Source organism: Streptomyces sp. BE20 (assembly GCF_036322525.1).
In the GTDB taxonomy this organism is placed as follows: Bacteria; Actinomycetota; Actinomycetes; order Streptomycetales; family Streptomycetaceae; genus Kitasatospora.
Genome location: NZ_JAQYWW010001223.1, coordinates 496,440 through 517,510, shown reverse-complemented (window position 1 = coordinate 517,510; position 21,071 = coordinate 496,440). Strand labels below are relative to the sequence as shown.

At 69.7% G+C, this 21,071-nt stretch carries 19 protein-coding genes, 1 tRNA gene and 1 pseudogene; 13 read left to right on the top strand and 8 right to left on the bottom strand.

The window, feature by feature from the left end:
* Positions 1 to 147 precede the first annotated feature (147 nt).
* From PUR61_RS44670 to PUR61_RS44650, 5 genes are all read left to right on the top strand, one after another.
* Complete coding sequence (locus PUR61_RS44670; protein ID WP_329885757.1) at positions 148 to 1,359, top strand: DNA polymerase III subunit delta'; 1,212 nt, start codon at positions 148 to 150, stop codon at positions 1,357 to 1,359.
* A 308-nt stretch (positions 1,360 to 1,667) separates the two neighbouring features.
* Entirely contained in the window at positions 1,668 to 2,828 is a 1,161-nt protein-coding gene (locus PUR61_RS44665; protein ID WP_329885687.1) for a hypothetical protein, read from the top strand.
* Positions 2,829 to 2,958: 130 nt separating this feature from the next.
* Complete coding sequence (locus tag PUR61_RS44660) at positions 2,959 to 4,689, top strand: alpha/beta hydrolase (RefSeq protein WP_329885686.1); 1,731 nt, start codon at positions 2,959 to 2,961, stop codon at positions 4,687 to 4,689.
* 124 nt (positions 4,690 to 4,813) lie between these two features.
* The gene (gene leuE, locus PUR61_RS44655; RefSeq protein ID WP_329885756.1) at positions 4,814 to 5,464 is read left to right on the top strand and encodes a leucine efflux protein LeuE; all 651 of its coding nucleotides are present in this window, start codon (positions 4,814 to 4,816) and stop codon (positions 5,462 to 5,464) included.
* 80 nt (positions 5,465 to 5,544) lie between these two features.
* Positions 5,545 to 5,618 (top strand) — tRNA-Thr (locus tag PUR61_RS44650).
* A 353-nt stretch (positions 5,619 to 5,971) separates the two neighbouring features.
* On the opposite strand, the pseudogene PUR61_RS45690 reads toward PUR61_RS44650, so the two are convergent.
* From PUR61_RS45690 to PUR61_RS44625, 5 genes and pseudogenes are all read right to left on the bottom strand, one after another.
* A pseudogene (locus tag PUR61_RS45690) lies at positions 5,972 to 6,187 on the bottom strand (hypothetical protein); the annotation flags it as partial.
* A gap of 616 nt (positions 6,188 to 6,803) precedes the next feature.
* Entirely contained in the window at positions 6,804 to 7,214 is a 411-nt protein-coding gene (locus PUR61_RS44640) for an NUDIX hydrolase (protein ID WP_329885685.1), read from the bottom strand.
* Between the two features lie 3 nt (positions 7,215 to 7,217).
* Positions 7,218 to 7,769, bottom strand: a complete 552-nt coding sequence (locus PUR61_RS44635) for a flavoprotein (RefSeq protein ID WP_329885684.1) — start codon at positions 7,767 to 7,769, stop codon at positions 7,218 to 7,220.
* Positions 7,766 to 9,040, bottom strand: coding sequence for a helix-turn-helix domain-containing protein (locus PUR61_RS44630; RefSeq protein WP_329885755.1), 1,275 nt, complete (start codon positions 9,038 to 9,040; stop codon positions 7,766 to 7,768). The genes PUR61_RS44635 and PUR61_RS44630 overlap by 4 nt, the downstream gene beginning before the upstream one ends.
* Positions 9,041 to 9,409: 369 nt before the next feature.
* Entirely contained in the window at positions 9,410 to 9,556 is a 147-nt protein-coding gene (locus PUR61_RS44625) for a hypothetical protein (RefSeq protein ID WP_329885683.1), read from the bottom strand.
* A gap of 17 nt (positions 9,557 to 9,573) precedes the next feature.
* Here PUR61_RS44625 and PUR61_RS44620 point away from each other — a divergent pair, with 17 nt between their 5' ends.
* The 6 genes from PUR61_RS44620 to PUR61_RS44595 all read left to right on the top strand — a co-directional run bounded on the left by PUR61_RS44620 (position 9,574) and on the right by PUR61_RS44595 (position 14,607).
* Positions 9,574 to 10,224 (top strand): ATP-binding protein, encoded by a 651-nt coding sequence (locus PUR61_RS44620; protein WP_329885682.1) that lies wholly within the window; start codon positions 9,574 to 9,576, stop codon positions 10,222 to 10,224.
* Positions 10,225 to 10,283: 59 nt separating this feature from the next.
* Complete coding sequence (locus PUR61_RS44615; RefSeq protein WP_329885681.1) at positions 10,284 to 11,186, top strand: phosphotransferase; 903 nt, start codon at positions 10,284 to 10,286, stop codon at positions 11,184 to 11,186.
* 34 nt (positions 11,187 to 11,220) lie between these two features.
* A complete protein-coding gene (locus tag PUR61_RS44610) occupies positions 11,221 to 12,216 on the top strand; it encodes a nucleotidyltransferase domain-containing protein (protein WP_329885680.1) in 996 nt (331 codons plus the stop codon).
* Between the two features lie 10 nt (positions 12,217 to 12,226).
* Positions 12,227 to 12,901 carry a histidine phosphatase family protein gene (locus PUR61_RS44605; protein WP_329885679.1) on the top strand — a complete coding sequence of 225 codons (675 nt, stop codon included), beginning with the start codon at positions 12,227 to 12,229 and terminating at the stop codon, positions 12,899 to 12,901.
* A 9-nt stretch (positions 12,902 to 12,910) separates the two neighbouring features.
* The gene (locus PUR61_RS44600; RefSeq protein ID WP_329885678.1) at positions 12,911 to 14,047 is read left to right on the top strand and encodes a hypothetical protein; all 1,137 of its coding nucleotides are present in this window, start codon (positions 12,911 to 12,913) and stop codon (positions 14,045 to 14,047) included.
* A 92-nt stretch (positions 14,048 to 14,139) separates the two neighbouring features.
* Positions 14,140 to 14,607 (top strand): NUDIX hydrolase, encoded by a 468-nt coding sequence (locus tag PUR61_RS44595; RefSeq protein WP_329885677.1) that lies wholly within the window; start codon positions 14,140 to 14,142, stop codon positions 14,605 to 14,607.
* A gap of 39 nt (positions 14,608 to 14,646) precedes the next feature.
* Here the strand turns inward: PUR61_RS44595 and PUR61_RS44590 are convergent, their stop codons facing one another.
* The gene (locus PUR61_RS44590) at positions 14,647 to 16,035 is read right to left on the bottom strand and encodes a Shedu anti-phage system protein SduA domain-containing protein (protein ID WP_329885676.1); all 1,389 of its coding nucleotides are present in this window, start codon (positions 16,033 to 16,035) and stop codon (positions 14,647 to 14,649) included.
* 186 nt (positions 16,036 to 16,221) lie between these two features.
* Between PUR61_RS44590 and PUR61_RS44585 the strand changes: the two genes are divergently transcribed.
* Together PUR61_RS44585 and PUR61_RS44580 are read left to right on the top strand one after the other, a co-directional pair.
* Positions 16,222 to 17,898 (top strand): Eco57I restriction-modification methylase domain-containing protein, encoded by a 1,677-nt coding sequence (locus PUR61_RS44585; protein WP_329885675.1) that lies wholly within the window; start codon positions 16,222 to 16,224, stop codon positions 17,896 to 17,898.
* A 12-nt stretch (positions 17,899 to 17,910) separates the two neighbouring features.
* The gene (locus PUR61_RS44580) at positions 17,911 to 18,681 is read left to right on the top strand and encodes a PaeR7I family type II restriction endonuclease (RefSeq protein WP_266270908.1); all 771 of its coding nucleotides are present in this window, start codon (positions 17,911 to 17,913) and stop codon (positions 18,679 to 18,681) included.
* Positions 18,682 to 18,924: 243 nt separating this feature from the next.
* On the opposite strand, the gene PUR61_RS44575 is transcribed toward PUR61_RS44580, so the two are convergent.
* Positions 18,925 to 20,193, bottom strand: coding sequence for a sugar ABC transporter permease (locus PUR61_RS44575; RefSeq protein WP_329885754.1), 1,269 nt, complete (start codon positions 20,191 to 20,193; stop codon positions 18,925 to 18,927).
* A 56-nt stretch (positions 20,194 to 20,249) separates the two neighbouring features.
* Complete coding sequence (locus tag PUR61_RS44570; protein ID WP_380357017.1) at positions 20,250 to 21,029, bottom strand: ATP-binding cassette domain-containing protein; 780 nt, start codon at positions 21,027 to 21,029, stop codon at positions 20,250 to 20,252.
* Between the last annotated feature and the right edge of the window lie 42 nt (positions 21,030 to 21,071).

Below are 21,071 nucleotides of genomic sequence, written 5' to 3'. Positions count from 1 at the left end.
TCGACGACGGAGACGGCGCCGGGGCCGCCGTCCGACATCCCGGTCCCCACCGCCACCAGCGGTCCGTACCGCTGCGGCTACCGCCAACCGGTCCGCGGCACGGCGGAGCCGTCCGGGGTGGGGTCCGAACCTAGCTTGGGAGCAGCAGTGGCCGTCTGGGACGACCTGGTGGGCCAGGACCGGGTGGTCGAGCAGCTGACCGCCGCCGCCCGGTCGGCCGGGGCGACGGTCGCCGCCGGACGCGGAGCCGCGACCGGGGCGGGCGGCAACGCCTCGCTGATGACGCACGCCTGGCTGTTCACCGGTCCGCCCGGGGCCGGCCAGATCACGGCCGCCCGCTCCTTCGCCGCCGCCCTCCAGTGCACCAGCCCCGACCTCGCGCTCGGCGGCACGCCCGGCTGCGGCTTCTGCGACGGCTGCCACACCGTGCTCGCGGGCAGCCACGCCGACGTGAAGTACGTCCGGACCGACGGCCTGTCGATCGGTGTCGGCGACATGCGCGCCCTCGTGCTGCGCGCCTCCAGCTACCCGACCAACGGCCGCTGGTCGGTGATCCTCGTCGACGCCGCGCACCGCCTCACCGAGGCCGCCGCCAACGCCCTGCTGAAGGGGGTGGAGGAGCCGTCCCCGCGCACCGTCTGGCTGCTCTGCGCGCCCTCCGTGCAGGACGTGCTGCCGACCATCCGGTCCCGCTGCCGCATGCTGGTGCTGCGCACCCCGGCCGCCGAGGCCGTCGCCGACATGCTGGTCCGCCGGGACGGCGTCGAGCCCGGGACCGCCCGGCTGGCCGCACTCGCCGGCCAGGGGGACATCGAGCGGTCGCGCCGCCTCGCCGTCGACGAGCAGGCCCGGACCCGCCGCGACGAGGTGCTGAGGATCCCGCTGGAGGTCGCCGACATCGGCGGCTGCCTGGCCGCCGCGCAGCGCCTGGTGGACACCGCCAAGGCCGACGCCGAGGCGCTCGCCGAGACCCAGGACGCCCGGGAGACCGACGACCTCAAGGCCGCGTACGGCGCGGCGGAGGGCAGCAAGACACCGCGCGGCATGGCCGGGGCTGTCAAGGAACTGGAGAAGCGGCAGAAGAGCCGCGCCACCCGTACCCGCCGCGAGACGCTGGGCGTCGCGCTGCTCGACCTGCTCGGCTTCTACCGGGACGTCCTCGCGATCCAGCTCGGCTCGACCGGAGCGCTGGCCAACGAGGACCAGCGGCAGGCGCTCGGGCGGGTCGCCCAGTCCGGTCCGCCGGAGTCGACGCTGCGGCGGATCGAGGCCGTGTTGGCCTGCCGGCGCGCTCTGGACCGGAACGTCGACCCGCTGCTCGCCGTCGAGGCGATGACGGTGGCCCTGAGGGCGGGGTGAGCCTCCGGGCCCGCGCGTAGCAGGGAGCCGTGCGGAAGCCCTGAGATGCGTGCGGGTTCCGGCGGGTCCGTGCGCCGGCACCGGCCCGGGAGCGGCTGCGCCGAGCCCCGGACCACCCCTCGGGTACGGCTTCCCGCCTACCCGGCGTCCCACCTTCGAGTGAACGAGCGATACGCGCCGGGCACAGCCTCGTGCGGCCGCCGGGTCGTCTTGCACGCTGGGGGCCGACTGAGCCCCGGTCCCGGGGCCGTCGCGTCCCGTACGGCGCCGGGCCCGGTCGTCCGGCCCTCCCCGAGGTGGTGCGTCCCATGGTCGGTTCGCTTCTGGTCGTTCCCCTGCTCGCCGCCGCGGGGGGTGGGATCTGGCTGGCGCGCGGCGCGCTGTTGCGCTGGCGCGATCTACGGGCCGCCGAGACGTACGAGCTGACCGGCGACCAGCGGCCGATGCTGGTACGGGCGGCCGGGGCGATGGTCTGCGGGATCTGCGTCACCGTTCTTACCCTGCTCACGGCCCTGGGCGCCTTCGGCGACCTGGCCGGGGTCGGCACACCGACCGGGTCCGCCGCCGACCGGTCGGCCGACGGCGGGGGAGCGGACCGTCAGGCCGCGCCGCCGGAGTCCGCGGGCGGAGCACCTGCCGCGGCCCCGGCTTCCGCCGTGGCTGCGGTTCCTGCGGAAGCCGCCGGCGCGCCCGCCCCGCCGCCGGTGGTCAGCCGGTTCGACAGCGTCGGCCGACCGGGCGGCGGAGAGCTGCTGCAGTCGGCCGTCCCCGGCCCGGACGGCCACCCGCGGAACGTCCGGGTCTGGCTGCCCGCCCAGTACGCGAAGGACCCGAATGCCCGCTTCCCGGTCGTCGTGATGCAGGCCGCCGGCCCGGGGAAGACCGCCGACACCGAGGTCCCCGACGTCTTCGAGGGCCTCTCCTCCGCCGCCCAGGGCGCCAAGGCCCGCCCGTTCATCCTGGTCGCCCCCGAGGCACCGATCGGCACCGGGCACCCCTGCGACCTGCTCGCCGCCGCCCCGATGGCCGTCGCCGACGACGCTGCGCTCCGCACCACCATCGCCGCCACCTTCCGCACCCTGCCGCCCGGGCCGGCCGGCTGGGGCACGCTGGGTGTGGAGGGCGGCGCGCCCTGCGCCGCGGCCGCCGGGCTCGCCCGCCCCGACCTCTACGGCGCGGCCGCCGCCGTCTCCGGCCGGTACGACACCGCCGCACTCGCCCGGACCGGGGCCGAGGCGCCCGCCGCTGCCGCCCCCAAGCTGCTGCTCGCCGCAGGCAAGGCCGACACCGCCGGGCTGGACGCGGCCCGCAAGCTGCAGTCCACGCTGCGCTCCGGCACCGGAGCCGCCGCCCGCGCGGAGGTACGGATCTCCGACAACGCGCAGGACTACTCGGCGGACCGGATCCGACTGCGCCTGGTCCGGCAGGCGGCGCAGTACCTCGGCGAGGCGCTCGCCAAGGCGTCCTGACCCGGCCGGGCGGGCACTACGCTTCCCGGTACCGGTGCCCGGAGCGGCACTGGTACCCGGTGGCGGAACCCGGCGGCGGAACCCGGACGGCACCGAAGCCACCGGACGTGATCAGCTGAGGGGGACCCCTATGCCGGCCGAGCTGCGGGCCGACCGTGAACGGCGTGCGGGTGTGGTCGCCGCGGCCGCACTGCTGGCGGCCGTCGGGCTGGTGTTGGGGGGTTGCACCCCGACCGGGACGACCACCCCCGGCGCGGCCTCCTCCGACACGGTGCCGCCGGCCGGTGACGCGCCCGCGTCTGCCCCGTCCGCTCCCGCCTCCGGTTCTGCCTCCGCTTCCGGCCCCGCTTCCGGCTCCGCGCCGGCAGCGGCGCTCGCGGGCGCCCCCCGCCCCGCGGCCGCGCCGCTGGAGCCGCTGCCCGCCGCCGTCCCCGCCGCGCTCGTGTCCTACTACGGGCAGCGACTCGCCTGGCAGCCGTGCGACGACGGCTACGAGTGCACCACCTTCAAGGTGCCGCTGGACTACGACCGCCCGGCCGGCGGCGACCTCACGCTGGCCGCGGTCCGCGCCCCGGCCGTCACCGGCTCCGGGGCGGCGGGCGCCGCCCGCGGCGACCGGCTCGGCTCGCTGCTGCTCAACCCGGGCGGCCCCGGCGCCTCCGCCGTCGAGTACGTCGAGGGCGTCGCCCGCACCTACGACAGCGGCGTCCGCGCCCGGTACGACCTGGTCGGCGTCGACCCGCGCGGAGTCGGCCGCAGCGCCCCGGTGACCTGCCTGGACGGCGAGCGGATGGACGCCTACACCGCCGTCGACATCACTCCCGACGACCCGGCCGAGATCGACGCCCTGGTGGCCGCCGCCAAGGAGTTCGCCGAGGGCTGCCGCCGGCAGGCCGGGGACCGGCTCGGCCACCTGAGCACCGTCGAGGCCGCCCGCGACCTGGACGTGCTGCGGGCCCTGCTCGGCGACGAGCGGCTCAACTACGTCGGCAAGTCGTACGGCACCTTCCTCGGTGCCACCTACGCGGGGCTCTTCCCCGGCCGGACCGGGCGGATGGTGCTCGACGGCGCGATGGACCCCTCGCTCGACTCACTGGCCGGCAACCGCACCCAGGCCGGCGGCTTCGAGACCGCCTGGGCCGCCTTCGCCCAGGACTGCGTCAAGCGCGAGGACTGCCCGCTCGGCCGGACCGAGCAGAAGGCCGGCGAGCAACTCGCCGCCCTGTTCGCGGCGATCGACGCCCACCCGCTGCCGACCACCTCCGACAGCCGCCGGCTCACCGAGGCGCAGGCGACCACCGGCGTCATCCAGGCCATGTACGCGGACTTCCTCTGGCCCCGGCTGCGCACCGCGCTGGCCGACGCCCGGGCCGGCGACGGCACCGGCCTGCTGAAGCTCTCGGACGACTACTACGGCCGGGAGCCGGGCGGCTCGTACCCCAACCTGATGTTCGCCAACATGGCCGTGAACTGCCTCGACCTGCCCGCCCCCTTCGCCGGTCCGGACGACGCCGCGCGCGCCGTGCCGGACTTCGAGCGGGCCTCGCCGCGCTTCGGTCGCGACATGGCCTGGATGGCGCTGACCTGCACCTACTGGCCGGCCCGGCCCACCGGCGCGCCGCACACCGTCCGCGCCTCCGGCGCCACGCCGATCGTCGTCGTCGGCACCACCCGCGACCCGGCCACCCCGTACGCCTGGGCGCAGGCGCTGGCCGGGCAGTTGGAGTCCGGTCGGCTGCTGACCTACGACGGCGACGGCCACACCGCGTACGGCCGCCACGACACCTGTCTGGACGGCGCCGTCAACCGCTACCTGCTGGGCGGCGAAGCCCCGGAGAACGGGAAGCGCTGCGGTCGGTGAGGCGGTCCGGGCGGGAGGGGCGGGACGGGTCCGACGGCCGGGGGAAATCACCTTCAAGCATCCTCCGGTGCGACGTTACGATGAGCGCCCCTCGCTCTCCCCGTCACCCCCACCGGAGCCCACCGTGCTCGGAGTCAACGACCTGGCGACGTACGTCCTCGGCGCCCTCGTGATCATCCTCCTCCCCGGCCCCAACTCCCTCTACGTCCTCTCCGTCGCCGCCCGCAAGGGTGTCCGGACCGCGTACACCGCCGCCGCCGGGGTCTTCGTCGGAGACTTCACACTGATCAGCCTCACCTCGCTGGGCGCCGCCTCCCTCCTGGAGGCCAACCCGGCCGTCTTCGCGGTGGTCAAGTTCGGCGGCGCCGCCTACCTGCTCTGGATAGGCATCGGCATGCTCCGCGCCGCCCGCCAGCTCTGGCGCGAGCACCGCGCAGGCGCCGACGCCGCCCCCGACGCCGCCCCGGAGCCGACCGAGCGCCCGTTCCGCCGTGCCCTGGTGATCAGCCTGCTGAACCCCAAGGCCATCCTCTTCCTGCTCTCCTTCTTCACCCAGTTCGTGGACCCCTCCTACGGCAGCCCCGTCCTCTCCTTCGCCCTCCTCGGCGGGATCCTCCAGACCTTCAGCGTCCTCTACCTCACCCTCCTGATCTTCGCCGGCACCACGCTCGCCGCGGCCTTCCGCCGCCGCAAGCGCCTCTCCGCGGGCCTCACCAGCGGCGTCGCCGCCCTCTTCGCCGGCTTCGCCGCCAAGCTCGCCGTCTCCTCCGCCTGACGGCACCTCCTCGACCCGGTACGGATCACCGCCGAAACCTGTGTAGACTGGCCCGCGTTGCCGTCACCACCGGCAACGTTGCCGCCTTAGCTCAGTTGGCCAGAGCAACGCACTCGTAATGCGTAGGTCGCGGGTTCGAATCCCGCAGGCGGCTCCGAGAAGGCCCAGGTCAGATGCCCGCTGACCTGGGTCTTTGTTGTTTCTCGGCATTCGGGCAGACGTCGACGGCGCGCTACAAGATCGCTTGCGTGAGCGACGCGTGAGCGCGAGTGTTGATCTTGGGTTAACCCTTGGCGTTCTTGGCCTTGGACTGAGCCTTCTTCGCCGCCTTCCGCTTGGCCTTCTCGGCTTCGGCTGCCCCTTGGCGCGGGCCTCGGCTTCGGTCTTCCGCTGAAGGGGGACGAGCTTCGCGGCAGCCTCGGCGGCATCCTTGGCGATCTCGGGCACGACGCTGGTGTAGATGTCCGAGGTGATCTTGATGGAGGAGTGGCCGAGCATCTCGGACACCACCTTCATGTCGACCCCGCCGGCGAGCGCGAGGGTGGCCGCGCCGTGGCGGAGGTCGTGCCCGCGCCCCAGGACCTGCGCGCCGAACTCCGAGCAAGCAGAGGTCTTCGCCTGCGCCCAGCGCTCCCAGATCCGCGCCGACCATACGGCGGCAGCCGGTCTGCGACAGGCGGCCCGCGACCTTGTGCACGCCAGCAGCGGCAAGGACGGCGGCACCCTCACCGTCTTCGTCGTGGCCCTCGTCTGGGCCGCGATCCTCTCCCAGCGCTGGCACACCGCCAAGGGCCATGCCCCGCAGGCCGAAGCCGCACGCCGAACCGTCCAGCACCTCCGGGTCGCCTACGACCAGGCCGCCACCGACCAGCTCGCCTTCCTCGCCCAACGCCAGCCCAAGGAGCAGACCCGCAATACCTTCGCCAGCGACGTCCGCGCCGCCATCCCCGACCACGCGACACGGATCCTCGCCGACCCCAACTGGCCCGCCCTCGACACAGTCCTCGCCGACGCCGAGGCCGGCGGCTACATACCCCACCAGCTCCTCACCGAGGCAGCCGCCCGCCGCGAACTTGGCAGCGTTCGCCTGCCCGCCCAAGTCCTCATCGCCCGCATCCAACACACCAGCTACAACCCCGCACCCAACCGCACGGTCGAGGCGGCACTCCTGCGCTCGTCCGCCGCCCCGACCGTCCGCCACGCCACCACCAACCCGCCGCCCACAACGACTGCCCTGCAGCGCCACGGCACCCAGCCCCGACACCGCTGACCACGAGCGACCGAATTCGGCTGCCGCTGCGGTCGACCACCAGTTGGTGGTCGACCGGAGCATGTTCTCTCAGTCCTTGAGCGCGATATCCAGATATGCCTGCACTGGCTCGAAGATCCCGTACGGGACGTATTCGGGGATCTCTGCAAGCGCCACCCACGCCAGTGCGTCCAGTTCCCGTGGGTCACCGACGGCAGCGGTGCCGCTGACGATCTCGCAGGCCATGTACGACATCCACCGGCCAGTCTCTGGGTGGACGCGCTCGCCGAGGACCTTGATGGCGGCCACGTTCAGCCCCGTCTCCTCGGCGGTCTCGCGGACAGCTGCTTCCTCGGGAGACTCGCCGGGCTCGATCTTGCCCGCCGGGAACTGCCACACAAGCTGGCCCTCGCTGACCCGGCGCCGGACCATCAGCACCCGACCCTCACGGATCACGATCGCGGCAGCGACCCCTGGGGGCCCGTCTGAAGGCGGGAGCATCGGCTACTCCATCTCCGCTGCTGAGACCGCCACGGGGCGGAGCAGGTCGAGGACGTGGGTCCAGTTGTACTTTTCGCGTCCCCCGCCGGCCTTGGGCTTGTGGGGGACGTAGTCGCCGAGCAGGACGCCCATCGACCGGAGCCGGGCCAGGCTCTCCCCGTATGCGGGGTGCGCGGCTTGGGCGGAGTTGACGTAGGGCTGGACGGCCACCGGGATGCCGAGGCCATACGCCTCGCAGAGGATGCCGAGCGCGAGGGTGTCCGAGATGCCGGCGGCCCACTTGTTGATGGTGTTGAAGGTGGCCGGGGCGACGGCGATCGCGTCGGCCGGGGGCAGCGGCTGGGGGATGCTCGGCGTGCGCCAGGCGGAGCGGATCGGGTAGCCGGTCTGGGCTTCGACGGCTTCCTGGTCTATGAATCCGAGCCCGTTCGGGGTCGCGATCACGCCGACTCCCCAGCCCTCGGCGTGGGCAGCGGTGATCAGTTCGCCCACTCCGTCGGCGATGCCCGACGCGCAGACGACGACGTAGAGGAACGGCTCGCGGTGCTCGGTCAAACCTGGACTCCCAACTCCTGGCAGAAACGGCGAAGCTCCGGGATGGCACCGCGCCGGTCGCGAGCGGCCATGTCACCGGCCAGCTCCAGCACGCTGGGCCGTCGACGGATGTCCTCCGAGGCACAGCTCTCCGCGATCCTGAGCGCTTTGTATCCCTCGGCCAGTCTGCCTTGCTGGCTGTAGGCCCGTGCAGCCTCCACCCACAGTGCGGCCCGGCGCTCGGGGACCGGGATGCGCCTGCGCATCAGGGGCTGGGCCGCTTCCAGCGCCGTTCCCGCGTCGCCGAGGACGACCGAGGCGCTCACCGAGTGGAGTGCGACGTTGGTCGGACTGAAGTTCGCCCAGGCTTCTGGGCTGTCGAGGTCGACGTAGCGCGCGACCTCCTGGGCCTCGGCGAGGAACTCAGCGGTCGTGGCGCGGTCGCCGCCGGCGCTTGCGGCCGTCACCCCGCGAAGGAGCATGAGCCCCAGCGCGGCGAGGTACTCGGGTGGGCGCCGGTCGTAGCTGCCGGAGAGCTGGTCGGCGGTGTGCCGGATGAGGGTGACGGCGGGCGCGGTGTGCCGGTCGCGCGCGAGGACGTGCGCCTGGACGCGGACGCTGGAGGCCATCACGACGGGGTCGGCGCTCCGTTCGGCCTCGGCCATGGCACGGCCGACCGCCAGCCAGGCGTTGCCGTGGTCGCCGAGCTTGAGCAGCAGGCTGACCGCGGTCTGGTACGCCGTGGCGAGGAGGCCGGACAGGACTTGATCGTCGCCGCGGGAGGCATCCTGGGCCTGGCGAAGGTCGGCGATCAGCGAGGGCAGAGCGCCTTCGAGTTCGGCGTACCGGCAGGTGTAGAACAGCCTCCGAGCCTGGGAGAGCCGGGCCGCGAGTGCGGCCTGGGGTTGTGGCGCGTGATCGGCTGGAACAGGTCCAGGCAGCAGCGCCTGGACCAGCTCTATCCCCACGCGGGGACGGGGCGTCGGGGTCGCGAGCGCGGCGACGCTCGCGGCCAGGAAGTTGCGACGGTGCATGTCGTCCGTCCTGCTGTCCGCACTGGTATGGGAGGACAGGCCGAGGCTTTCCAGTGGGATGTCGAGCACGGCTGCGACAGCGCGCAGGACGTCGATGTCCTGCGTCCCCTTGCCGCTCTCCAACCGGCTGATCTTCGACTGGTGGTAGCCCAGTTCGGTGGCCACGTCCGCCTGCGACCGGCCGCTCAACACTCGCGCGCGGCGGATCACCTCTCCGATCCCACCCGCAGCGGAGTGTCCTGTGGCCGTCCGCGACATGGCTTCTCCTGCCAATGCTGATCCTGCCCTGGCGAGCCGAGCGTAGCCGCACCAGGACAACCCGTCATGCACGATCTGCATGGATCATGCACGCGGAGCCGTTGCCCTAACCGTGGTGCATCGAGATGGAGTTGTCTGGTCGTCAGCAGCTCGACCATCTCGCAGCTTGCGGTTCCCCGCTCCCGCATGACCGAGGCCCATCTGCGGTCTCTCGCATGCGCGGCTCCACCCAGCGGCTAAGGAGAAGCGCCGATGACCCTCCGCTCGGATGCCCAGAGAGGCGCTACCACGCATCAGCGGGACGCGGACGCGGTGGCCGTTCCTCTCGCTTCGGAAGACGGCCGGGCGTCGAACGCAACCGCGAGCCCCTCAGATCACGCCGCTGAGCGTCGCGCGCGCCTCGCCACCGCCAGCACCCACGCCCGAGAGGTCCTCGGCCGCCACCAGTTCGAGGACGGCCGGTGCAGCGACGGCTGCGGCCCCTGGCCGTGCAACAGCGTTGTCGACGCGGTCCAAGCCTGCGACGGTGATCAGTGATCGCCTCCACTCACGCTCGGCGTATCTCGTTCATCGGCACCAAGCGCGACCACGTCCCGCCGGCCCGGGAAGCCGTCGTCCGAGTCGCGCGCTCGTGGGGGATCGACCCGACTTCGCTGGGCGACATCGCGCTGGTCGCCGACGAGTTGCTCGCCAACGCGGTCATCCACGCGCCAGGAAGACTGCTGGCCGGCATCTACCTCTCTCCGGACGGCGACCGGGTGGTGATCGAGGTCTACGACCCGTCGCGCCGGATGCCCACCGGCGCCGCGAACTTCGGCAACGACGAACTGACCACCGGTCGAGGCATGCTGCTGATCGAGGGCCTGTCGGAGACCTGGGGCGCGGAACCGACGACCCATGGCAAGAAGGTCTGGGCCGAACTGGCGGTGCCCGCTGTCGCGGTACCTGAGCACCCTCGCTCGGCCCGCCGGGCGGCATTCATCGCGAGCGTCGTCCGCACCGACCGTCCCAGGCCCCGTCCCCACGTGCCCGCCTGGCCAAGCGCCCGCGCGTACAGGTGGTTCTCGCAGCACCGCTCGCCACGTGCCCACCGACTCCGCCCGTACCGATGCAGGCACACCGGCCGGGCGGTGACGGGGCCGGTCGCCCTTTCCCCCGGGGGCGGCCGGCCCAACCCCAGGTGACCTGCCCGACACAGCCGTATCTGCTCCACCCCAACTCGGCTCTACGGAAGGATGGATGGATGAGTGACTGGGAGTTTGTGAAGGGCAGAACGGCCACGCAGGGCGCGGTGTGGAGGTCCACCGACGGCCTGCTCTACAAGCGGACCGGCGGCGAGGATCTGCGGGTTGAGACCGAGTTCCAGCAGCTGGCCGCCGGCCTTAATTACCCGGTGCCGGAGATCGTCGACAGCGGCTCGGAGAACGAGAGCTACTTCGTCATCGAGCGCGCCATCGGCGACAGCTCGCTTCACGAGGAGGCGCTGGCCGACGCCAGGCAGAACGGTCAGGTCAGCTACCAGGTGATCAGCACGGCGGCGGCCGTCGCATCGAAGCTCCTGCAGGCCCAAGCGAGGCACCCCCTCCCCGCCACGCCGTGGTTCGAGAAGGCGGCCTTCGCGGCAGAGGTCTTCGAGGAGAACCCGGACCTCGACACCCCGCGCGTCCACGAAGCGGTCAAGCACGCCCTCGACCGGCTGGCCCAGCTCCCGATGGTGCACGGACATCTCGACTACGGCCTGCCCAACGTCCTCCAGGCCGGTGTCATCGACTGGCAGCACCACGGACCGGTCCCGCTCGGCTACGACGTCTACCCCGCGCTCGACATCGTGGCCTTCAAGGGCGGAGGCAAGGGCTACAGCATCACCCCGGAACAGCGCACCGCCTACACCGGCGCACTCGACGAGACCACCGCATTCCTGATCGGGCAGCGGGTCAGCGAGCACCTGGGCGACTTCCTGCTCGTCAAGTGCTTCTTCTTCCTCGCCCTCATGCGGCCCACCGACCCCACACGGCACGACAAGCACATCAAGTGGCAGTACCGCCGCACCCTCTTCACGATGGGACTTGATCAGTATGAGTCGTCCAACACGATCGACACCGGCACCTTCCCCACTCTGGAACGGTTCACCGCTGAACACCGGTAGGCCGGTTCCCACCGTTCGCGACCGCGACTACCTGATGGACCACCACGGAGTCGTCTTCAAGGTCATCGGCGACAGCCACCCCGGCAGCCACTACCTCGGCTACGTCAAGTACCACCCTGACGAGAAGGGCGACCGGCGGCTCTTCGACCGGACCTACCGGCAGAACAGCGTCGTGTCGAAGTCCTTCGGCATCCTCGCCGGCAGGCCGGAGTGCTACGTCTACTCCGACACCCTCGGCTGCGTCATCACCGGCATCCCGCGCGAGGACGTGGCCGTCCACTACTCCTGCCGCCAGGCCCTCGCAGCCATCCACGAGGCCCCCGGCGCGGTCGCCGACAACCCGGCCGGCAAGGACCTCCTGGCCATCACCGAGTGGATCACCGCGAACGACGCCCAGGGCCTGATCGGCGTCACCGGCTCCTTCCTCGTCGGCTGCTTCAACGAGCGCTCCGACATCGACCTCGTCTGCTACGGCCCCGAGGGCTACCAGGCCGCACAGGAGCTCTTCCAGCAGACCGACCTGATCCGGCCGTACGACGGAGACGACCTCACCCGGCTGTACATCCGCCGGGCCAAGTACATGGAGGGCAGCTCATTCGACGCCCTCATCAAGCAGGAACGCCGCAAGCTCCAAGGACTCACCGCCAACGCTGGCGCGCACATCAACTGCGAACCCATCCGCTCCGACCGCGACAAGACCTTCGCTCGGATCTCCTCTAAGGAGATCGGCGAGATCTCGCTCCTCGCCAAGATCACCGACCACGCCGAGGGTCTCACCACCCCGGCCGTCTACGGGATCAAGGTCAAGACCATCCTCAGCTCGACCATCGACGAGGCTGACTCCTTCGCCCGCCGGATCACCCACATGCGCTCGTACCTCGGCGCCTACACCGGCGCCTTCAGGTCCGGCGACACCGTGCACCTGTCCGGCAAGCTCGTCCACACCCAGGACGGCGAACACAGCGGCTTCGGCATCGAACTCACCCCTTGGACCGTCAGCGGCTCCTACGTCGCCAACCTCGCCGGATAGGAGCCTCGTCTTGCCCCTGCTCGTCATCCGACACGCCGAGTCCGTCGAGAACGCCGACAAGTACAACGGCTTCTACCAGGACCCCCGCCCCTACAGCGGAGCCGCCGCCCATGCGATCTCCCGCACCATCGTCGGCCTGACCCCGCGCGGCTTCCGGCAGGCCCAGTGGCTCGCCGAGGTCCTCCCGCAGCTCGCGAGCTCCGACCTGCACGTCTACACCTCGACCTACCGCAGGGCGATCGACACCGCCGCGATCGCCCTGCCAACCCTCCCCGATGGCTGGCCCCGGCAGACCGCGCTCCTGGACGAGCAGCACTACGGCGACGCCACCTACATGACCAAGCGCGAGCTCTACGACAGCTACCCCGCACTCGCCGAGGACCGCCGCCGGCGCAAGCACATCTGGACCGCGCCGGGCGGCGGAGAGTCGCTCGCCGAGGGCGTGCTCAAGCGGGCCGCCGAGTTCGCCGCCCTCGCCCAGGCCGAACTTCAGGAATCGCGGACCGTTGTCGCCTTCACCCACCAGACCGCCGCGGTGGCCCTTCGATCCCTGCTCGAAGCCCGCACCTTGCCCGAGATCCTCGCCGAGGAGCGGAAGGGCAAGATGCCCAACGCCGCGATCCTCCATTACGAACTGCGAGACGGCCGGTTCACCCGGACGGGAACGACCATCCCGCCGATCTAGGAGGAGCCCGTGCGACACCTGTTCCTCAACGGGCCCGTCCAGAACGGGCCCTTCACCCTCGCCACCCGGCCCGGCAAGGCCGTAGGCATCCGGCTTGCCGCCGCCCTCAACGCCATCCTCGGCTTACCGCTGGCGCCCCACCTGTGGAACACCGTCACCCTCGTCGGGGACCTCCGCCACCGTGAGGCCAACGGCCCGAGGATCCCCCGCCAGCGCTTCGAGGCCGACCTGATAGCCGACAAGTACCCGCCCGGGCAGTCCCCGGTGGGTGGCATCATGACCGACACCGACGCCGAGGTCGCCGGCCTCGCCCTGGAGATGATCGAGAACAACCTCCGCGCCCGCACCCTAACCATCAGCCGCGAGACCGTACCCTCGTGCCGGGCCTGCGGTCACATGACCGGCACCGGCAGCCATCCCTGCAACGCCTGCGGCAGCACCGACACCCGAGAACACACCGGCCTCCACCTCGTCGCCGAACTCGCGAAGGACCGCCCCGTCCTCGACCGCTCGGACATCCACGCCAGCCACCGCCAGCAGCCCAAGCACCTCCAGCACACCGCCGCCAACGTCGCCGAGCGGCTGATCCTCTCCCGAACCCGTGATCACGGCATCGACCTCTCGCCGCTCGGCCTCAACGGCCTCGTCCTCGACCCGCGCGTCGGCATCCACGCCACCGTCCTCGCCGCAGCCCGCCGGCACGAAGCGGACACGGCCGTCATGACCATCACCGAGAACGCGGCCAACCACATAGCCGCCCATGGCCAGCACTTCCGCGAACACGGCGGCACCCGCCTTCAGTACGCCCTACACGGTCACCTCCCCTACGACCACACGGCCAGCCTGCAGCCGCTGCACGAGGCGTACCGCGCCACCCAGGCGATCAAGGACGGTTTCGAAGAGTGGTTCCTCCCGCTCTTCTCCCTGAGGGCCAAGACCGCGACGAGCCCGGACCAACTGCCCTCGCTGTTCAAGCACTACATGCGGTCGCACCTGGCCAAGCCCGTTGCAGCCGACGGAGCCGTCCTCGAAGTCGTACAGCGCTCGGTCTCCGCCGGTGACACCGTATGGATCACGAACAAGCAGGCCGTGGCCAACGTGATGGCTGCCCGCGCGACAGTAACGGCCGCCGCTGCGGAGATCTGACAAGCAGGTCCGGGGTGCCCGTCTACTCTCGGCATGAATGCTGTCCGGGAGAGCCCCTCCTGGACGCCAGACCAGGAGGGGGACCGCTGCCCGTGGGCAGGACGGAGTACTACAACGACCCGAACGCGCCGAAGGCGAACACCCTCATCCCCGCCAGCAACCTGCTTGTCGTCGACGACCACGGTGCCATCCTGCTCCAGCGCCGCCGCGACACCGGCCAGTGGGCTCTGCCCGGCGGAGCTCAGGACATCGGCGAGACTGCCGCCAAGTGCGCCGTGCGCGAGTGCTTGGAGGAGACCGGCATCGAAGCCGAGATCACCGGCTTCCTCGGTGTCTACACCAACCCCAACCACATCGTCGCCTACACCGACGGCGAGATCCGCCAGCAGTACGAGAACACCTACATCGGCTGCCCTATCGGCGGCGAACCCACGATCAACGACGAGGCCGACGGCGTCCGCTTCGTCCGGCCCGCCGACCTCGACCAGTTCGACATCCACCCCGGCATGTGCCAGCAGATCGGCGACTACCTCGCTGGCACCTACCCCTACCTCGGCTGACCGACGCCGCTTCTTCCGGTGTCACTCAGGTGATTCTGGCTACAGGGAGGTCTCTTCAAAGCTGAGAGCGCGTTCGGCCGAGTCGAGAAGATCTGCGTACGTCAGTACTTGAATTCGACTGAGGTGTGAGTTGTATGAGCGGATCGTCTGGTCGATTTGCTCCTTGGTTGCGCGGTCTGAAATGCACCTATCCTGGTATCCGATCACGACTGTTCCGCGAGCGCGTCGATAGTCGTAGTTCAGGCCGAGCTCGTTACTGTGCAGCGTTCGGAGGGATGCGCCCATCTCGTCAATCGTGCGAAGGTAATTCATGCACTGGCTAACCGCTTCATGAACTGCGCTCGTCACGATCAGGTGATTATCCCTTGCCCGGCGGACGAGCCGGGCCTCGGGGCCCTTGAGTTCAATAATGTGCAGGCTTCCGTCAGAGCAGACCAGGGGGAAGTCGTGCTCGTCTAAGTTCATTAGATCGCGCCGCGCTGCCACTCCGGTGTATTGGCCCCCGAATAGCCAGTAGTGGCCTTCCATGGCCTTGTGCATGGCGGTCTCATTGACCTCTGACTGGCGGGCGAGATCGCGAAGCTCCGCGACCAGCATGCGGCGTCGACGGACAACTGCCATCTCGGCCGCTGCCAGGCCAGCTGGCGTTGAGGTGAAGGCGGACATGACGTCGGCAATGTCGTCTCGACGCGCCAAGGCCTCACCGAACGAGGCTGAGGTCATACCGCCCTGATCCTGGGCGTAGCTCAGCGCGGAGACTCTGCTGGCGATTTCCGAGAGGAAGGCTTCAATTCCCATATCCCAGCACGGCTCTTCCGGGGAGGAATCGCCGTCGGGGCTGGCGGTGATGTAACAGATCCCGTCATAGACCCTGTCCTTCAGCAGTCGTCCGAAGACATCGGTAAACCGGTCTCGGTAGGACATTCCATCTACCGCTGATGGGAATCCGGTCACGGCTGGTGTGGTCTTCACGGGCCTTCTTGCGCCAGGGCCGTCCTCGAGAATGAAGAAGAGACCGAGATGCGGCTGGAGCTCCTTCAGGTCCGATTTCTCGTACTGTCGCCTGACGTCCAACGCCTGTTCGGTGACATCCTGGATTCGGTTTCTGAAATTGTTTCCGTAGGATGGCCCCATTTGGGATTTGATGTATATGGCTGCGAGTGGGAATCCATCTCGGGAAATCACCAGGTCCCAGCCGCTACTGATGCCCCCATAGAAGCTGGGGAGGCTGAGCCTCGGACCGCTTTTGATCCATTCCGGTGGAACCCCCCGAGACACGAGATCGGCGATGATGGACTGCTCGATTCGCTTGAACGCGTGTCCCGCTCTCACCGAACTTGGCGGGTAGGTGCCTGCAGCGGCTCGATCCGAGTCCAGGCGCCTGGCTTGCCAGACGTCCTTTACCGCGTTTACGACCGAGTCCAGCATCTTCCGCTCCTGTGTCGTCCGGGTGCTGCTCGAAAGCTATCGCTCTGGTCTGACAGCGACGGGCCCGTTGTGATCGGGGCTGGTGAGAGGCATGGTCGAGGGAACCGCTTGGTGACGGCCGGTGTATCTCCACCCTTTCGTGTTGAGTCCGCGGGGCCGCCGTAGGCGCCCCTGTAGGGTCAAGACGTGGCAACTCTGGCTCTCTTCGACTTCGATCATCAGACTCTGCCCGATCTGCCAGTGGAGGCGGTCGAGCATGGCGAGGTCTTTACGCGGCGCTGGGTGGTCGATCTCATCCTCGACCTGCTTGGGTACACGCCTGACAAGGACCTCGCCGAGCTGAGGGTCGTCGAGCCGGCATGCGGCGCGGGCGCGTTCCTTGGCGCGATCGCAGCGCGGATCGCCGAATCGTGCCGTAGCCACGGCCGGCCCATCACTGATGCTGCAGACGCGGTTGAGGCGTTCGACCTGTTGGAGAAGAACGTCGCGCAAAGCCGCGATCTCGTCGAGGAGCTGCTGCATGCTGACGGGTGGGAACGCGAGGAGGCGAGGCAGGTCGCGGGTGGCTGGGTCAGGCAGGGCGACTACCTTCTACAGGCGAGCCCACGCCACGAGGTGGACCTTGTGGTTGGGAATCCGCCGTACATCAGGCTTGAGGATGTCCCGGACGATCGGATGGACGCCTACCGGGCTGCCTGTAGCACGATGGGCGGTCGAGCCGACATCTACATCGGCTTCTACGAGATGGCTTTGCGCAGCCTGAGGTCCGGGGGCCAGCTCGGTTTCATCTGTGCTGACCGCTGGATGCGCAACCAGTACGGGCGCAAGCTGCGCCAGCTGGTCACGCGCCAGTTCAGCATGAATCTCGCTCTGGTCATGCACGACGTCGACGCCTTCCATGAGCAGGTCGCTGCCTACCCGGCCATCACGATCATCTCCAACCAGAAGCAGGGCACCGCAGTCGCGGCTGACACAACCCGTGCCTTCGGGGAGAGCCAGGCTCGCGAGTTCCTGTCTTGGTATGGAGCTGGCGAACAGCAGCCAGCTACGAAGGCGGCGTACCAAGCAGCCCGGATGTCCCACTGGTTCCCGGACGAGGACTCCTGGCCTGCAGCTTCACCCGCGCGACTCGCTGTCCTTGAGGACCTCAGCGAGCGATTCCGCCTGCTGGAGGACGAGACAACCGGAACCCGAGTCGGCATCGGTATCGCCACCGGGGCTGACAAGGTCTTCATCACCAACGAACCCGATCTCGTCGAGAAGGACCGGCTCCTGCCCCTGGCCATGGTCCGTGACACCACCAGCGGCACCCTCCACTGGAATGGCTCCTACCTCGTCAACCCGTGGAACTCGCAGGGCGAGTTGGTCGACCTTGCCGACTATCCGCAGCTCGCGAGCTACTTCCGGCAGCACAGCGGCGCCCTACGGAAGCGGTACGTCGCGGTCAAGCAGCCAGAGCGCTGGTACAAGACCATCGACAAGGTCGACCACCGCCTCACGGCCAGGCCGAAACTCTTCTTCCCGGACATGAAACTGACGATCCATCCGGTGCTGGATGAGGGAGGGCTGTACCCTCACCACAACCTGTACTTCATCGTCTCGGACGTCTGGGACATGCGCGTGCTCGGCGGCCTGTTGCTATCGAAGGTCGCTGAAGCGTTCGTGGAGGCGTACGCGGTCAAGATGCGAGGGGGGACGCTGCGCTTCCAGGCGCAGTACCTGCGCAAGATCCGCGTGCCCGACCCAGACTCCATCGCTGAGGGGGACCGGACTGCGCTGGCGGACGCCTTCGACAAGCGGGACGTGAAGGCGGCCACCGAGGCAGCACTACGTGTCTACGGGCTTACCGAGCTTCCCGATTAGGAGGAACCGATCTTGACGGTCAGCCGCCAGGACTTCGAGGACGCCGTCGCGGCGTACTGGGGTGTCAAACAGGCCCAGAACGAACAGTCGGCGATCAAGGCCGCGGTCGGCGCCGGCACTGCGGGTTCCGTCAGAGGTGGCAAGCACTTCGATTCCATTGCGGCCCTCCTGGCGAAGTTCTTCCTCGAAGCGGGCTATCCGCCTGAGAGCATCCGGGTCACCAAGTCCCAGCGTCTGGAGCTCCCTGGCTACTACAGGCCCCAGAAGCAGTGGGACGTCGTCGTCGCCTACGAGAACACGCTGGTTGCTGCCTTCGAGATGAAGGCCCTGGGCGGGCCGTCCTTCGGCAACAACTACAACAACCGGGTGGAGGAAGCCCTCGGCAGCGCCGTCGACCTTCGAAGGGCGGCGCTGGCTGACCTCTACCCCGGGGAGAAGCCCTGGCTCGGTTACTTCTTCATCATGCAGGACGAGGACGGGTCGAGGCGGCCGGTGAAGCCGGCTGCGGGGGCTCTACCGGTGGAGGACATCTGGCACGGCAAGTCCTACCAGGAGCGCTTCGGCATCTTCTGCCAGCGGTTGATGGCCGAACAACTCTACGACGCGGTCTGCTACGTCACCTCGTCCGCGACCGACCCGAAGCCGAACGAGCCGGTTGCCAGCTTGGACTGGAGGCACTTCTCAGCTGCCATAAACGCGCGGATCGGTTACCTGCAGGAGCTGGGACTGCCGAAGCCACATTGGCCCCATAGTTCTCTGTTCGGGGACCTCGGCCAAGGCTGATTTGCGTGAGCGATGCGTGAGCGGACGGGGCAGCACGTGCCGGTTCGAGCAAGATCTCGGAACACAGTGCAGCGTCCTGACCTGCGGGTTCATCACCAAGTGACCTACGGCGACACCAGCCAACATGATCACTCTCGGGCTCGTAATGCGTAGGTCGCGAGTTCGAATCCCGCAGGCGGCTCGGACGGAGCCCGGGGCGGATGTATCCGACCCGGGCTTCTGCGTGCGCGGGGTGGTGCTGGGTCAGGCGCGGCCGGCGGCCTGCTGGGTGCGGCGGGCCAGGGAGTCGATGACGACGGCGGCGAGCAGGACCGCGCCGGTGATCATGAACTGGATGGCGTTGCTGAGGCCCTGGATGTTCATGCCGGACTGGATCGACCCGATCACCAGCGCGCCGAGCAGGGCCGACCAGGTCTTGCCGCGTCCGCCGAAGAGACTGGTGCCGCCGATGACGGCCGCCGCGATGGCGTTCATCAGCAGGTTGCCGCCGCCGGAGGTCTGGCTGGCCGACTGGATCTGCGCGGCCAGGAAGAGGCCGCCGATGCCCGCCATCGTCGAGCAGATGACGAAGACGCTGATGCGGATCCAGGAGACGTTGATGCCGGCGCGGCGGGCGCCCTCGATGTTGCCGCCGAGGGCGAACACCTGGCGGCCGTACCGGGTGCGGCGCAGCACGAAGTCCAGCACCACGATGAAGATCAGGAAGATCAGCAGGGCCAGCGGGAGCCCCTTGTACTGGTTGAGCGTGTAGGCCGCCAGGAAGGCGATGACGGCCAGGACCGCGGTGCGCAGCACGATGTCCACGATCGGCCGGGAGGGTACTCCGGCGCGCTGGCGGCGGCGGGTGTCGACCAGCGTGGCGAGGAGGAACAGGGCGACGCCGACCAGGGCCGCGCCGTACGCGGCGGCCTGCTGACCGTAGATGGTGCTGTACAGCCTGGAGACGATGTCGTTGCCGGAGAGGTTGACCGTGCCGCTGGAGCCCAGGATCTGCAGCATGGCGCCGTTCCAGCCGAGGTTGCCGGCGAGGGTGACGACGAAGGCGGGCACGCCGACCTTGGCGAAGAACAGGCCCTGGATCAGGCCGACGACGGCGCCGCCGGCGACGGCCACGATCAGCGCCACCCACTGGTTCACGCCGTGGGTGACGTTCATGACCGCGAAGATCGCCGCGCACAGGCCGCTGACCGAGCCGACCGACAGGTCGATCTCGCCGAGCAGCAGGACGAAGACGACGCCGATCGCGATCATGCCGGTGCCGACGATCTGCTGCGACAGGTTGGAGAGGTTCTGTGCGGAGAGGAAGCTGCTGTTGAGGCTGCCGAACACGGCCCAGATGACGATCAGGGCCAGGACGACCGGCAGCGAGCCGAGTTCGCCGCTGCCGAGGCGGCGGCGGAACTCGCCCAGGTAGCCCTTGACGCCCTCCTGGCGGACGATCAGCCGGGGGTCGACGGCGGGGGTCGCCTCGGGCGCCACCGGGACGGGTGCGTTGACGCCCCCCTTCGGCATGCTGTCCTCGGGCAGCGGGACGTGGCGGCGCTGCTCGCCGCCCGGGGTGTCGTCGCTCACTGGGTGCCCTCCGTGCCACGGGCCTGCCGACGGGTCACGGCGTTGTCCGTGGCACCGGTGATGGCCGAGATGATCTGTTCCTGGGTGGTGGAGCGCCGTTCGAAGACGCCGTTGTTGCGGCCCAGGCGGAGCACCGCGACGGTGTCCGCGACCGCCATGACGTCCGCCATGTTGTGGCTGATCAGGATCACGCCGAGGCCCTTGTCGCGCAGCCGCTCGACGAGGTCGAGCACCTGGGCGGTCTGTTCGACGCCGAGCGCGGCGGTCGGCTCGTCCAGGATCACGACCCTGGGCGAGCCGATCAGCGCGCGGGCGATCGCCACCACCTGGCGCTGGCCGCCGGAGAGCGAGGCGATCGGGATGCGGACGCTGGGGATGCGGATGGAGAGCGTGTCCAGCAGTTCGCGGGAGCGCTTCTCCATCTCGACCTCGTCGAGCACGGTGAAGCGCCGGATCTCCCGGCCGAGGAAGAGGTTGGCGACCACGTCGAGGTTGTCGCAGAGCGCGAGGTCCTGGTAGACGGTGGCGACGCCCAGGTGCTGGGCGTCCTGGGGCCGGTGGATGGAGACCGGCCTGCCGTTCCACTCGATGACGCCCTCGTCCGGCTGGTGCACCCCGGCGATCGCCTTGACCAGGGTCGACTTGCCGGCGCCGTTGTCGCCGACCAGGGCGAGCACCTCGCCGGCGTGCACCTCCAGTTCGATGTCGGTGAGCGCCTGCACGGCGCCGAACCGTTTGGAGACCCCGCGCAGGGCCAGGACGGTCTCACCTGCCACAGTGACCAACTCCCTTGCCCCGCCCGGGCATGGGCGGGGCGT